The organism is Pseudomonas sp. LAMO17WK12:I1 (genome assembly GCF_900177315.1).
In the GTDB taxonomy this organism is placed as follows: Bacteria; Pseudomonadota; Gammaproteobacteria; order Pseudomonadales; family Pseudomonadaceae; genus Aquipseudomonas; species Aquipseudomonas marginalis.
Map to the genome: position 1 here is coordinate 318,827 of NZ_FWZV01000002.1, position 13,710 is coordinate 332,536.

At 60.2% G+C, this 13,710-nt stretch carries 15 protein-coding genes; 9 read left to right on the forward strand and 6 right to left on the reverse strand.

The window, feature by feature from the left end:
- Nucleotides 1-93: 93 nt before the first annotated feature.
- Nucleotides 94-978 carry an NmrA family NAD(P)-binding protein gene (locus B9N88_RS04095; RefSeq protein WP_027603432.1) on the reverse strand — a complete coding sequence of 295 codons (885 nt, stop codon included), beginning with the start codon at nucleotides 976-978 and terminating at the stop codon, nucleotides 94-96.
- A 78-nt stretch (nucleotides 979-1,056) separates the two neighbouring features.
- Here B9N88_RS04095 and B9N88_RS04100 point away from each other — a divergent pair, with 78 nt between their 5' ends.
- Nucleotides 1,057-1,665: a TetR/AcrR family transcriptional regulator gene (locus tag B9N88_RS04100; RefSeq protein WP_027603433.1), complete on the forward strand. Its 609-nt coding sequence runs from the start codon at nucleotides 1,057-1,059 to the stop codon at nucleotides 1,663-1,665.
- Between the two features lie 221 nt (nucleotides 1,666-1,886).
- On the opposite strand, the gene B9N88_RS04105 is transcribed toward B9N88_RS04100, so the two are convergent.
- Nucleotides 1,887-3,314 carry an aldehyde dehydrogenase family protein gene (locus B9N88_RS04105; protein WP_027603434.1) on the reverse strand — a complete coding sequence of 476 codons (1,428 nt, stop codon included), beginning with the start codon at nucleotides 3,312-3,314 and terminating at the stop codon, nucleotides 1,887-1,889.
- Nucleotides 3,315-3,568: 254 nt separating this feature from the next.
- Entirely contained in the window at nucleotides 3,569-3,952 is a 384-nt protein-coding gene (locus B9N88_RS04110; protein ID WP_027603435.1) for a winged helix-turn-helix transcriptional regulator, read from the reverse strand.
- A 102-nt stretch (nucleotides 3,953-4,054) separates the two neighbouring features.
- On the opposite strand from B9N88_RS04110, the gene B9N88_RS04115 reads away from it, so the two are divergent.
- Both B9N88_RS04115 and B9N88_RS04120 read left to right on the forward strand, forming a co-directional pair.
- Complete coding sequence (locus tag B9N88_RS04115; protein ID WP_027603436.1) at nucleotides 4,055-5,173, forward strand: NADH:flavin oxidoreductase; 1,119 nt, start codon at nucleotides 4,055-4,057, stop codon at nucleotides 5,171-5,173.
- A gap of 274 nt (nucleotides 5,174-5,447) precedes the next feature.
- Complete coding sequence (locus B9N88_RS04120; protein ID WP_027603437.1) at nucleotides 5,448-6,191, forward strand: YkgJ family cysteine cluster protein; 744 nt, start codon at nucleotides 5,448-5,450, stop codon at nucleotides 6,189-6,191.
- 63 nt (nucleotides 6,192-6,254) lie between these two features.
- On the opposite strand, the gene gspJ is transcribed toward B9N88_RS04120, so the two are convergent.
- Together gspJ and gspH are read right to left on the reverse strand one after the other, a co-directional pair.
- Nucleotides 6,255-6,860 carry a type II secretion system minor pseudopilin GspJ gene (gspJ, locus tag B9N88_RS04125; RefSeq protein WP_027603438.1) on the reverse strand — a complete coding sequence of 202 codons (606 nt, stop codon included), beginning with the start codon at nucleotides 6,858-6,860 and terminating at the stop codon, nucleotides 6,255-6,257.
- Nucleotides 6,857-7,318 (reverse strand): type II secretion system minor pseudopilin GspH, encoded by a 462-nt coding sequence (gene gspH / locus B9N88_RS04130; RefSeq protein ID WP_027603439.1) that lies wholly within the window; start codon nucleotides 7,316-7,318, stop codon nucleotides 6,857-6,859. Before gspH ends, gspJ begins: the two co-directional genes overlap by 4 nt.
- Before the next feature lie 68 nt (nucleotides 7,319-7,386).
- On the opposite strand from gspH, the gene B9N88_RS04135 reads away from it, so the two are divergent.
- The gene (locus tag B9N88_RS04135; RefSeq protein ID WP_027603440.1) at nucleotides 7,387-7,818 is read left to right on the forward strand and encodes a type II secretion system protein N; all 432 of its coding nucleotides are present in this window, start codon (nucleotides 7,387-7,389) and stop codon (nucleotides 7,816-7,818) included.
- A gap of 4 nt (nucleotides 7,819-7,822) precedes the next feature.
- On the opposite strand, the gene gspI is transcribed toward B9N88_RS04135, so the two are convergent.
- Nucleotides 7,823-8,209, reverse strand: coding sequence for a type II secretion system minor pseudopilin GspI (gspI, locus tag B9N88_RS04140; RefSeq protein WP_027603441.1), 387 nt, complete (start codon nucleotides 8,207-8,209; stop codon nucleotides 7,823-7,825).
- A gap of 137 nt (nucleotides 8,210-8,346) precedes the next feature.
- Between gspI and gspG the strand changes: the two genes are divergently transcribed.
- The 5 genes from gspG to gspD are packed head-to-tail and all read left to right on the forward strand — an operon-like array spanning nucleotide 8,347 to nucleotide 13,693.
- The gene (gspG, locus tag B9N88_RS04145) at nucleotides 8,347-8,796 is read left to right on the forward strand and encodes a type II secretion system major pseudopilin GspG (protein WP_027603442.1); all 450 of its coding nucleotides are present in this window, start codon (nucleotides 8,347-8,349) and stop codon (nucleotides 8,794-8,796) included.
- 8 nt (nucleotides 8,797-8,804) lie between these two features.
- Nucleotides 8,805-9,728: a type II secretion system minor pseudopilin GspK gene (gspK, locus tag B9N88_RS04150; RefSeq protein ID WP_027603443.1), complete on the forward strand. Its 924-nt coding sequence runs from the start codon at nucleotides 8,805-8,807 to the stop codon at nucleotides 9,726-9,728.
- Nucleotides 9,725-10,864, forward strand: a complete 1,140-nt coding sequence (gspL, locus tag B9N88_RS04155) for a type II secretion system protein GspL (RefSeq protein ID WP_027603444.1) — start codon at nucleotides 9,725-9,727, stop codon at nucleotides 10,862-10,864. The genes gspK and gspL overlap by 4 nt, the downstream gene beginning before the upstream one ends.
- Nucleotides 10,857-11,366 (forward strand): type II secretion system protein GspM, encoded by a 510-nt coding sequence (gene gspM / locus B9N88_RS04160; protein ID WP_027603445.1) that lies wholly within the window; start codon nucleotides 10,857-10,859, stop codon nucleotides 11,364-11,366. The genes gspL and gspM overlap by 8 nt, the downstream gene beginning before the upstream one ends.
- Complete coding sequence (gene gspD / locus B9N88_RS04165; protein ID WP_027603446.1) at nucleotides 11,363-13,693, forward strand: type II secretion system secretin GspD; 2,331 nt, start codon at nucleotides 11,363-11,365, stop codon at nucleotides 13,691-13,693. Before gspM ends, gspD begins: the two co-directional genes overlap by 4 nt.
- Nucleotides 13,694-13,710: the final 17 nt, after the last annotated feature.

Genomic DNA, 13,710 nt, shown 5'->3' on the forward strand with positions numbered 1-13,710 from the left:
TTCCGGATGTTTGAATGCCCTCATGAACAGCAACCTCTAGTTTGAGATTTAAAAGGTGTGCGTCTGCTATCGAGTTCTAATGCTCGGTAGTTCCTATTTCTTGAAGGCCTCAAGGTTTTCACGGAGCCAGGCGGACAGCGAACGGGGTGGGGTACCCGTGAGGTCTTCAACCGTAAAGGTTCGTTCTGTCAGTATGGAATCATGGAAGATGCGATCAAGCCCCACGAGAATCTCGGCTACAAACGGGGAGAGTCCATCGGCAACTAGCGCTGAATGCTGTGCGGCTGGAGACCGATGGGTATAGGCGACTGTGTGGCCTAACAGACTGGATAATTCCTCGGCAACTTGCGGCATTGTCCAGTTTCGCGGCCCTGTCAGGTGATACGCACGTTGTGAGCCTTCTGCTACCTCCTCCAGTAATGCTATGCGCGCCGAGTCCGCTACATCTCGAGTGTCTATCAGGTTCACACTTCCATGGCCTGCGGCGCCGGCCCAAGTGCCCGTTGCAACAGCGTTGCCAGCACGCTTGAGCACGTCCATGAACGTGGTAGGTCTCAATACGGTAGAGGCGATAGGTTGTTGACCCAGGTGGGCTTCTATCAATGAATGCCAGGCAAATGGATTGATAGGGGTCGATGGTCCCATGACCGAAAGCTTTACGATGTGCTGCACGCCCATTTCTACGGCAGCGTCAATAAGGGCAATCTCGTTGGCGACTTGTTGGGGTGAAGTGCCGTGAGCAATGAACAGTTTCTCGACACCGGCAAGCGCTTTTCTGAGCGTTGCCGGCTGATCAAAATCCAACTCGGCAGCGACCACCCCTGGGGCAAAAGCGGTGGATGATTTTTGCCGTGTGAGCGCCAGCAGGGTGACTGGGTCTTGCGCTAACTGACTGATCAATCGCCTGCCTACGCGGCCTGTCGCGCCAGCAACGGCGATGCTCAGTGATTGCGTCCGTTTGGTCGATTGATTGAGCATGATGAAATCTTCCTATATGGTGGAACGATCAGTCCAAGTATCCTGGTCTGATCGTTCCATGTTGTCAACGGAGGATTTATGAGCGGTAAACCGCAATATGACGAACGTGCAGTCCTGAAGGCGGCGACGGCTGTTTTCTGGCGGCATGGGTACGCAAACGCATCGGTCAGCGATCTGACTGAGGCAACGGGGTTGTCTCGATCAAGCCTGTACCAGCGGTTCCATGATAAGGATGGGCTCTTCAACGAGACGCTTCAGCTATATACCGACCGTGTATTAACGCGAATGAGATCGACCCGGGCACAGACCTCCAGGGCGAGCATAGACGCGCTGCTACGAGAGTTTCTTCCGAAGGAATTTGGCGTGGAGCGTCCGCCTGGTTGCCTGATATCTCGCAGTAACGCTGAGCAAGAAGACCTCACTGCCACAGGAAAGAAAACCGCGAATTTTGCGGCTTGTCAGCAGCGACAGATTTTTGTGGATATTTTGACTCATGGCCGGTTGGAGGGTGAGATAGGGCAGCATGTCGATTTGGATCTACTGGCTTGGTATTACTTCGGAATACTGCAGGCTGTGGTAAATCTGCCTTCAGTCGGGGCGACTAACCAGGTACTTGGCGGCCTCATTGATGTCGCGATGTCAGCATGGCCTGAGAGCCAAGATAGTTCGGGTACTGAAACGATATGAGTGAGTAACCCCGATGGTCGGGGTATCTTTTCCGCAGTCGCGCCTGGGCATCTGATAAGTCTGCCCCGTGCTAAATAACGGTGAGTAGCGGTACGTGATCATACCGCTACGTCATCTAAGCCATAGGTGCCGATTTATAAAGCGTAACCGAATGTCCTGGCATGGTTGGTTGGTGTTTGACGGTTACTCTGCCCATGGCCGCATGGCCGGCAGCAGGCATGTCACACCGCCCGGCGAAAGCCGACGATCGCTTTGGTTTCGAGAAAATCGCCGAACGCAACTTCTCCCCATTCACGACCGTTACCCGACTGCTTGTATCCCCCGAACGGGGCCGCCAAATCCATGTCGGCATAATTGAGCGTGACTTGTCCGGCCCGAAGTTTACGCGCCACTGCCTCGGCGGCTGCATGTTCGCCTTGAACATAAGCGGCAAGGCCGAATACGGTGTCATTGGCGATCGCCACGGCGTCGGCTTCATCGGCATAACCGATGATGACAAGCACCGGGCCGAAGATCTCCTCGCGGGCGATAGTCATGTCATTCGTCACGTTGGAGAAGACGGTCGGCTGCACATAGAAACCGGTGTCGAGCCCTTCGGGTCGGCCGAGACCACCTGTTATCAGCGTTGCACCTTCTTCGATGCCGACCTGGATCAGGTTCTGGATCTTGCGCCACTGTGCCTCGGAGGCGACCGGACCCATTTTCGCGTTACTTGCCGGGTGTCCGACAACCCACTGCGCTGCCGCCGTGCGCGCGAGATTGGCTACCTCATCCATTCGTGTAAATGGAACAAGCATCCGTGACGGCGCATTACATGATTGACCGCTGTTGAGCATCATTTGAGCCACGCCTGCCGCCACGGCTGACGGAAAATCGGCACTCGGCAAAAGGATGTTCGGCGACTTTCCGCCCAGTTCCTGGTGTACGCGTTTCACCGTCAGTGCAGCATTGCGCGCTACCTGGATGCCGGCGGGGGTGGATCCAGTAAACGAGACGAGATCGACTTCAGGATGGCCCGTCAGTGCGTCGCCAACACCTTTGCCGTCTCCATGTACCAGATTAAAAACACCGGCTGGTACACCGGCATCATGCATGATTTCGGTAAAGATCGTCGCCGAGAAGGGCGACACTTCAGAAGGCTTCACCACCATCGTGCAGCCTGTCGCCAACGCTGCGGCCACCTTGCAGGTCAACTGGTTGAGCGGCCAATTCCATGGCGTGATCAACGCACAAACGCCAATCGGCTCGCGTACGATCTCAGTGGTGCCCATCTCGTGTTCGAAGCTGTATTTGGCTAACGCGGCGCGAGCGATTTGAATGTGGGCCAGGCCGGCCGTGACTTGCAATTGCTCGGCAAGCCATAGCGGTGCGCCCATTTCGTCGGACACTGCTGTCGCAAGATCCTGTGCGCGCAACTGGTAGGCCGCGATGATTCGATCAAAGAGTGCAAGACGCTCCTCAACCGATATTTGCGAGAACGTCTGGAAGGCGGCTCTTGCCGCCGCGACCGCTTTATCGACATCGAGGGGGCCGCCGAGCGCAACCTGGCCGGCAACCGTTTCGTCAGCCGGATTAATGACATCCATTACGATATTGCCAGCGGGCTCCACCCACGAGCCATCGATGTAAAACTGAAGATTTTCGCGCATTTTAGTCCTCGTCATATTGGGCTTTCCAAAACAGGTCAGGCCGTTGGGATCAGCGCTGCCGCGTCGATATCGAAGGCGCTTGGCCAATCGTCGAGAGTCGCAGAGAGGCGTTGATCAAAGGTCGCAATAAGGCATCGAAATGCGGCCATCTTGGGCGACCCTTACAAGGTATACGCGATAAACCTGGAGTCAATTAGGCACTTAAAGTAGCGTTGGTAGGTTCAGGGATACCGCGGGCAAACCTGCGAAGGCATTCACTCCGCCAGGCTTACCTGCGCGGCCTCGTCAAACTTCAACCGGGCCGTTTCAACCTCAGGCAATTTGTCGAGCGTCCATTTATGCAATTCGCGAAATGGCTGCTGCAGTGTTCGACCCAGTTGGGTGATCTCATACTGGACTGCCACGGGCGAAAACGAGATGACCTGGCGCGAGACAAGACCATTTCGTTCCAGTCGCCGCAGGCACTGTGTCAGGGCCTTCTGAGTGACGCCCTCGAGGCGACGCTTGATGGCGTTAAAGCGATGCGGCCCGTCATCAAGTACCGCCAGAACCATCATCGACCACTTGTCTGCGATTTGGTCGAACAGCGCCCGGCTTGGGCACTCCGACGAAAAACATTGCGGCTTTAATTCCAGCATCGAAGTTTCCTCATGTATACCTAGGCGATTCTAGGTGCCTAATTGACATTTAGTTTACAAAATATACTTATATGGTTTCCAAAAGCAAATGGAGTCCATCCAATGTCAAACCCAGATACCAGCGTTTTATTTCGTCCTCTTTCCATCCGCTCGCTTGAACTGAAAAACCGGATTGTCATGTCGCCGATGACCAGGCAATTTTCCCCAGAGGGCATCCCTGGTGAAGGTAGCGCTGCCTACTACCGGCGGCGGGCTGAGGGTCGGGTCGGATTGATTTTGTCAGAAGGCACCGTCATTAATCGTCCCGCTTCACGTAACGGTCCCGGTATTCCTTTTTTTCACGGTGAAGCAGCGCTGGCCGGATGGAAGAACGTGATCGATTCTGTTCACGCTGCCGGGGGCCGTATGGGGCCGCAACTCTGGCACACCGGCGCAGTGCGTGACGTCAGCGGCTGGGAGCCTGATGCGCCGGTTGAAAGCCCGTCTGGCCTCGATTCGCCAAACGTCCCTCGCGGTGTGGCGATGAGCGAGGAGGATATTGCAGACGCAGTTGCTGCGTTCGCCCAGGCGGCGGCGGATGCCAGGCGCCTGGGTTTCGACACCGTTGAGATCCATGGGGCGCATGGTTATTTGATCGATCAGTTCTTCTGGGCCGGCACCAATCTGCGCACCGATCGTTATGGCGGACCGACGATCAAAGAGCGCTCCCGTTTTGCCGCTGAGATCGTGTCTGCTGTGCGTCATGCGGTCGGGCCCGAATTCCCCATCATCATGCGCGTCAGTCAATGGAAGCAGCAGGACTTCGGGGTGCGCCTCGCCGAGACGCCTGCACTGATGGAAGACTGGCTGCTGCCGCTGGTTGAAGCGGGTGTGGATGTTCTGCATTGCTCACAGCGACGCTTCTGGGACCCTGAGTTCCCCGAAATTGATGGTGAGAACGGGCTGAACTGCGCGGGCTGGGCGAAGAAAGTCACTGGCGCCACGACCATCAGCGTCGGTTCGGTCGGGCTGGATAATGATGTTACTCACGCATTCGCCGGCAAGGGATCGACCCCTGCGAGCCTGGATCGGCTTGTCGAGCGAATGGAGCGCGAAGAGTTTGATCTGATCGCAGTAGGGCGTGTTCTGCTGAGTGACAAGGATTGGGTCGCCAAAGTGGAAAAAGGCGATTACGCAGATCTGAAGGGCTTCAATCCGGCATCTTTAGCCGAATTGGTTTAAGCCTTGGACCGGATTTCGGGCATCTACGTGCGAGTCGTAGAGGCCCGGAGTCCGGGTGATACGGCGTCGCCACGGATGATGCCGAGCGATCTGGCAAGCGGTGGCGACCTGTCATGGGAAGGGGTGTTCAAGTATACCAGGTAGGGATTCAGTGCCTGATTGAAGCCAGGTATACAGCCTATATCATTGGTTTCTTTAACCATCGCCTCTACTGGAAGTTTGGAAGCGAGAAACAGGATTGATCATGACACCTATAAGCCAATCAGTGACGCCCATGAAAAACAACGTCACGCGGTTTACCTGCAATGGGTGTGGAACTTGCTGTAAAGAACGTCTTATCCCTCTGACGCTTCAAGAGGCCGAGGAATGGTTAAATCGCGGTGGTAACGTCGCAGTCATACTCGAAGCTTTCGACACATCAGTCTTCCCGTTGCCAGGGCACTACAACCACAGCGTGCAACGCGCGGTCGATGTGGCCAGTGGAGAGGCACGTATTCAGGTCATTGCCATTTTTGCGGGTAACGCACTGACCCAGTGTCCAAGTCTAGGGGAGGATAATCGCTGCACGATCTATGAAGATCGACCGCTGGTGTGTCGAATCTATCCGATGGAAATCAATCCATTTCTAACCCTGCGCCCCGAAGAAAAGGTCTGCCCGCCGGAAGTCTGGGAGTCGGGAGAGGTACTATGGTCTGACCGTGTAGTTGATCCTGTCCTGGAGGATCAGATTCAACGCTCCCGGCAGGCTGACCGCGACGATGCCAAGGCAAAAGTTTCAGTCTGCGCGGCGCTGGGGATAAGTGTTGCCGCTTGGAAAGGCAACGCGCTGGCTGTTTACTTAGCCGACCGTGCGCAATTGCAGCAGGCCATCAGTCTCGTTCGCGCGGGAGGCGACGTACCGGCCAATGTGTCCTGGAAAGTCCGCGTCGATGATGCAGACCTTCACACTCGTCTGCAGGGGGCAGGTGTTGAACTGGATCTTCGTGCACAGACTGAATACATCTTTCACTCGCTTTAGTCGGAGAGCTCAGTGCTTTGCCCGCTCCAGGGCGTGTGGATACCTTGGTCGTCGCTGACTCGCTTATTGCAGCGGCCCCACCACTTGCCGATAACGTTCTTCCCCCTGCGGCGTCTGGCGGGTCAGGCTGATTTCCAGGCCGATGGGATCGGCTTTACGGTTGCCGGCCAGCTGACGCCAGCCTTGGCCCGGTTCCCAGATGCGCACTTGCAGGTCGCTGACACCGGATAAGACGGCCACTGCTTTTTTGGGCGCAGGTAACGGGTATCGATCACTGGCTGCGGATGTGGCGCGGTACAGCGTGTCACCCTCCAGCCACCAGCGCACCCGTTGCAGACCGTTTTCGGGAAGGGCTGCGTTACGAATCACGTTCAGTTGAAAATCATGCTGGTCGGAGCTGCGAACGCTGATTGCGGCGAGACCGTCGGGCTGTTCGTCATCGTTCAAGGCTGGCGTTCTCAGTTCAACGCTGGCGCGCAGGGCCAGGTCGCGGTCCAGCTGGTTGAGTGTGCGCAACAACGCTTCGGTTTGTTCAGTGCTGGCCTGCAGATGGCTGTCGGCACGGCTCACGCTGTCGAGGCCGCGCCAGGCAATCAGGCTGACAATGGCCATCAGCATGATCGCCACCATGACTTCGATGAGGGTAAAGCCGCGCTGGTGAGTTTTCATGGTGCATTTGCCACGCGTATCTGGCCGGTCGCCGTGCGTTGAATGTCGAGGCGGTGCTGGCCATCCGAAAGCTGCAGTTGCAAGGGCGAGGCAAACCATTCGGCATTCAGCACCACCGATTGCCTGGGGGTTACCCGCACGCTCATCGAGGGGGTTTCCCAGGCACGGGGACGCAGTTGCGGGTCGCTCATGAAGTGATCCCAGCCCTGGCCAGACTCGTGGCGCCGACTGAAGCGAAACCCTTTAGTGTCGGCCCGCCACGTGATGGGGCGGCCGTCGGCCCGGGCTTCGGCCTGGGCGATCTGCAGCATCTGGACCACGCGGTTGGCGTCCTTGCGCAGCAATTGCAACGGGTCGGGTTTGATGCTCAGGCTGATCGCCGCCGAGGCGATGCCGATGATCACCAGCACCACCATTAATTCGATCAGGGTGAAGCCTTGTTGATTGGCCTTGGTCATGACACAACGCTCCTTCGTCGTGGGTCTCTCCTGTAGACTGCCCGGCAGGACAACAAGGAGGTTTTGTCTTGGTCGCTATTTTTCGTTTGACCGCGCCGCGAGTGGTGCAGGCAGTGGCATTGGCCACGGCGCTCGCGGGGGTGCTGGTCTGGTCCTCCGTGTTGCTGACATCGGCCGAGTCCCAGGTGCCGCCGGTCGAGCCGCCGGTTTTGGCCGCTCGCCCGGATACCCCTGCGTTGCAGTGGTTTTCCAACCAGCCGGCGGTGGTGGACATCAAGGTCTCCGGCCTGATGGCCGGCGCGCGCGGGGCGGTGGCGATCCTGAGCCTGAACGAGGGGCCGCCGCGCAGTTTTCGGGTGGGCGAGTCATTGGCCCAGGGTGTGCGCCTGGCGGCGATCGAGGGCGATGCAGTAGTGATTGAGCGGGGCACGCAGCACACCCGCATCAAGGTCAGCACGCTGCCGGACTCGGTGGTGCTACCGCGCTTGACCCGACCCTGAACGCTCATTGGGGCGTTGCCTTCGGCGGGTTGAGCAGCGTTTCCACCCGCGCCAGCGGCGGCGCCTCGCGCTTGCGCTCCGACACCAGCAGGGTGACGCGCATCAGGCGTCCATCGGCGCTCGGTGCGATGCTCTGTTCGCAACGCAACAGCAAGCGGCCCTGATCACAGTCAAACGCTTTGTGCCCCCTGGGCAGGCGTCCCTCCAGGCGCAGTTCGGCGAGCCTGCCCTGGGCCGACAGCAGCGCCATCGAGCGGTCGCGCAGCAACCCATTGCTCTGGGTCATCAAGCCTGCAACGCGGACCGCCGCCGCCATCGCCACGGCAATGATCGCCAAGGCCACGAGCACCTCGATCAATGTAAAACCCTGCTCCTTGCGCGACAGCTCCATGGGTCACTCTTGGCGTAAAAACACGCCGTAGAGTAGCACTCAGGGAGCCGCGGGCAGAGGCCAATTATTTTTGCTATCCAGATAGTTAGTTTTGTTACACTGCGCGCCGAATTAGGATCGAGCCAAGGATGGTGGATATGGATTTCGCGCGCATCAAATATGGGCCTCGCGCCCGCCACGCTCAGCAAGGGTTCACGCTGATCGAGATCATGGTGGTGGTGGTCATCCTCGGCATTCTGGCGGCGATTGTCGTGCCTAAAGTGCTGGACCGTCCGGACCAGGCCAGGGCGATTGCGGCCAAGCAGGACGTCGCCGGCCTGATGCAGGCGCTCAAGCTTTATCGCCTCGACCACGGCACCTATCCCAACATGAACCAGGGCCTCAAGGTACTGGTCGAGCGCCCGGCAGATGCAAAAAATACCAACTGGCGTTCTTACCTGGAGCGCCTGCCCAACGACCCCTGGGGCCGTCCTTACCATTACTTGAATCCCGGCGCGAACGGCGAAGTCGACATCTTCTCCCTCGGTGCCGACGGACAGCCTGATGGCGACGGTGTGAATGCCGATATCGGATCCTGGCAGCTCTAAGCGCGGCCATGAAATCACACTCGCCCACCGGGGCGAAACAGCGCGGCATGGCGATTATCAGCGCGATGCTGATCGCGGCGGTGGTCGCTGTGTTCGCCGCCGGCATGCTCACCCGCCAGAGCGTTTTTACCCGTTCGCTTGAGGCCGAGCAGGCGCGAGTGCAGGGCAGTGCATCACTGCTGGGCGGCCTGGAAGTCAGCCGACGATTGCTCCGGGACGCCCGCGAGCAGGATGTGCTGACGCGGCTTGACCAGCCATGGGCCCGGCCGATCAACACCGCTCAGGACGGCGAATTCGAAGGCCGCCTTGAGGACCTGCAAGGCAAGTTCAACCTGCGCAATTTAATCGCCCAAGAGTCTGTTGATCTCGGGCAGATGCGCAGCTTTGAGCGGTTGTGCGAGATGATCGGTGTCGAGGCCCGCCTGGCGCAGCGCATCAGCCAACGCGTGATTGCAGCCTACCCACATAGGCCGGTTGCCTCAACAGTGGGGCAGCCGCCCCCGCCATTACCCGCCACCCAGCCGATGCTGCGCAGTCTTGATCAATTACGCGGTATCGAAGGCCTCAATGAGCGGGTCCTGGCGCGGCTCGAGCGTTACGTCAGCATTCTTCCGGTCAACACCTGGGTCAACGGCAATACGGCCAGCGCTGAGGTGCTGGCCGCGGTGGTGCCGGGTTTGTCCTGGGCGCAGGCCAAGGCGTTGGTCGCCGAGCGCGATCGCGGCCAGTGGTTTATCAATCGCGGCGACTTCGTTAACCGTGCGCGATTGCCCAACTTGAACGTGGATCACCTCAACGTTGGGATCACCAGTGAGTGGTTCCTGCTCCAGGGGCAGGCCCGCCGCAATCAGCGCCGTGTGCACCTGGCTGCGCTGCTGCATCGTCCGGAAGACGCAATGCCCAGGGTGATCTGGTCGAGACTGGGCGTATGACGCGCCTGCGCCTTGCCTTGCCGCCGCTGGAGTCCTTGACGTCGGACACCGAGCTTGAGTTCGCGCAACTGGACCGCAAGGGGCACGTCAGCCATACCGGCATCAGCACCCTTGGCCAGCTGGGACAACGGGTCAAGTCTCAGGCCGTCGAGTGTTTCCTTCACCCCATGGACACGGTACTTACTCGCATCGAGCTACCGCCGCTGTCAGCGTCCCGTATCGATGCGGCCGTTACCTGCGCTGCGCAGGCGTTGATCCTGGGGCCCAGCGAGCAGATGCATGTGGCGCACAGCGCTCGCGATACCGATGGACAGGTGCACCTGAGCTGGCTGCCCAAGGCTGTACTGGATCGCCTCGGTCAGTTGCTTGGCCTGCACGGATTGAAGCTGGGCGGCCTGTATCCGGCGCCTTACCGCTTAGCCGTGCCAGCGGCCGGGCAGGTCAATGGGTGTGTGGTAGAGGGCCAGTTGCTGCTGCGTTTCAGCCTCGCCCATGGGGCGGTGGAACCGTTGGTTGAGGACCGTCTGGAAGCGCTCGCCGCCAGCGGCGAAAGTGTGCTGTGGCCCGTGGACCACCAGCGCTGGAACGGCGCTGCCCCTGGCTGGGGATTGCACGCCGGGGTCGGCCGGCGCACTGTACCGGCGGCCGGTTGGGGGCGGGCGTTGGGCTGTTGTGCGTTGGCCGTGGGTGTCTGGGTGGCCGGGCTCAACCTTTACGCCGCCCGCGAGGTTGCGCAAGGGCAGCAGCTCAAGCAGCAGATGAGCCAGCGCGTGAAGCACGCATTTCCCGAGCTGCCGGTGATTCTCAACCCTCTGCAACAGGCCCGCCAGCAGTTGGCGATCCGGCAAGGGGGCGGGCCCGCGCAGCTCAATCACGACTTTGCTTACCTGGTGCAGCAAGCCGCCATGGCGCTGCCGTTCATGGCTGGCAGCGTCCAGCAGCTGACCTTCAGCGAGCGCCAGTTGCAGCTGCAGATGACCGCCGAAGCCACTCCCGCTGCCGACGGCGCTGTACAGGCTGCGCTGAGCCAGGCGGGCCTTTCCGCCCACCGCAACGAGCGTATCTGGACGCTGAGCGCGCTGGCCGAACCCGCGTCGGGAGAGGGTGATTCCAGCGTGGAAAACGACGATGAATAATCCGCGGCTGATGGCCTTCAAAGGGCGCTGGAAAGCGCTGGCCCCGCGGGAAAAAACCATGCTCAGCGGTGCGGCGGTGTTTCTCGCCAGCCTGTTGGTCTGGCTGTCGCTGATCCAGCCGGCGCTCAAGAACATTGACTATTGGCAAGCCGAAACCCCGAAGCTGCGCGCCCAGAGCCAGGCACTGGCGCTGTTGCTTCGCGAGGTCACCACGCCTGTCGGGCTGGACCTTGAGCACTCATTGCGGCAATCCCTCGACGCCGCCGGACTGGCGGGACACTACCGGTTGCAGGCCCAGGATCTGTCCTGGCAACTGACACTGGACGCGGCCCCCGCCGATGCGGTGCTCGGCTGGTTATTGAGTGACCCCAGGCAATTTTCGCTGGACGTGGTGGAGGCCCGTTTGCAACGCGCCAGCGAAGCCTCGGCCGACAACACGGCAGGCACTCTCACAGGAACCGTCCGTATGGATCGGATGCACGGCGCTAAGGAAGCATCATGAAGTGGTCAGGTTCCCATTATGTACGCACGGCTGCGCCGTTTCTGTTGCTCGCACTGAGTGCGTGCAGCGCGCAGCCCACGGCGGATTTACCCCAGGACAGTGAGCTCGGCCTGCCCCTGGCCACCACCCAGCGCAGCGGCGATGCCCTGGTAGACCGGCAGCGTGCGCAAGTGCAAATCGAACGGCAGTCGCGGCCCTTGCACAAGGTTACCCACCCCGCACGTGGCGGCGGTGCCGATCACAGCGGCGTGGCGCCGAACAAACCCTTGGGCGATCAACCGGTCACGCTGAATTTCGTCGAAGCCGACATTCAAGCCGTGGTGCGGGCGTTGTCCCGTGCGACGGGGCAGCAGTTCCTGGTCGACCCGCGCGTCAAGGGCTCCCTCACGCTGGTTTCCGAAGGGCAGGTGCCGGCGCATCAGGCCTACGACATGCTGCTGGCGGCACTGCGCATGCAGGGCTTCAGCGTGGTGGATGTGGGAGGTATCGCGCACGTGGTGCCCGAGGCCGATGCCAAGCTGCTCGGCGGGCCGATCTACAGTGCTGACAAGCCGGGCGGCAGCGGCATGCTCACGCGCACCTTCCGCCTGCAATACGAAAACGCGGTGAACCTGATCCCGGTGCTGCGCCCGATCGTTTCGCCGAACAACCCGATCAACGCCTATCCGGGCAACAACACCATCGTTGTCACCGACTACGCCGAGAACCTGGCGCGGGTGGCGCAGCTTATCGACGGTATCGATACCCCGAGCGCCATCGACACCGACGTGGTGCAGGTTCAAAACGGGATCGCCGTGGATATCGCCGAGATGGTCTCGCAACTGCTGGAGCAGCCGGGCAGCGATCCGACGCAGAAAATCACGGTGGTGGGCGACCCGCGCTCCAACGCGATCGTGATTCGTGCCGGCAGCCCGGAGCGGACCGAGTTGGCGCGTAACCTGATCTACAAGCTGGATAACGCCCAAGCCAACCCAAGCAATTTGCACGTGGTGTACCTGCGCAACGCCCAGGCCGCGAAACTGGCGCAGTCGTTACGCGGTTTGCTGACCGGTGAAAGCGACAGCGGTGGCGGTGACAATGCGCGGTCGGCCCTCAGCACAATGGGTGCCAATATCTCCGGCAGCCAGACCGGGCAGGGCAGTGGCCAAGGCAGTACCACCAGCGCCAATGAGTCGGCGCAGACGACCGGCAGCTCGAGCAGCCAGCCCGGCGGGCAAACGAGTGAGCAAAACGTCGCCTTCACCGCCGGTGGCGTGACCCTCCAGGCCGACTCGACCACCAACACCTTGCTGATTTCTGCCCCGGAGCCGCTGTACCGCAACCTGCGTGAAGTCATCGACATGCTCGACCAGCGCCGCGCCCAAGTGGTGATTGAAAGCCTTATCGTTGAAGTCGGCGAGGACGATGCCAATGAGTTCGGCGTGCAGTGGCAGAGTGGCGACCTGGCCGGCAAAGGCGTGATTGGCGGGACTAACCTGGGCGGCGCGGGGTTCAACCTGAATGGCAAGACCAGCGTTGACGTGCTGCCCGGCGGGCTCAGCCTCGGCTTCATCAACGGTACCGTGGATGTGCCCGGCATTGGCAAGGTCATGGACCTCAAGGTGTTGGCCCGCGCGCTTAAAAGCAAAGGCGGCAGCAACGTCCTGTCGACGCCGAACCTGCTGACCCTGGATAACGAGGCGGCCAGTATTTTTGTGGGCCAGACTATTCCGTTTGTCAGTGGCAGCTACGTGACCGGTGGCGGCGGTACCAGCAATAATCCGTTCCAGACGGTCACCCGTGAAGAGGTCGGCTTGAAGCTGAATGTGCGCCCACAAATCTCCGAGGGTGGCACGGTCAAACTCGATATTTACCAGGAAGTCAGCAGCATCGATGAGCGCGCGTCCAGCAGCGCCGCGTCGGCCGGCATCGTCACCAACAAGCGCGCGATCGACACCAGTATTTTGCTCGACGACGGGCAGATCATGGTCCTCGGCGGCCTGCTCCAGGACGGTTACAGCCAGAGCAATGAAGCCGTGCCGTGGCTGTCGAGCATTCCGGGGCTGGGTGTGCTGTTTCGCAATGAGCGCCGGGCGGTCACCAAGACCAACCTGATGGTGTTCCTGCGCCCGTATATCATCCGCGACAGTGGTGCCGGACGCGCGATCACCCTAAACCGCTATGACTACATGCGCCGTGCCCAGGGCCATTCCCAGCCGGAACACAGCTGGGCGATGCCGGATGTGCAGGCGCCGCAGTTGCCGGTGGTGGAGAAGGGGATTCCGGGCGGGCAGCAGCAGGGGCCGAGGGCGGTGATTCGGGCGGTGCCTGTAGGTGCACGACCGTGAGCCTGCTCTACGCAGGA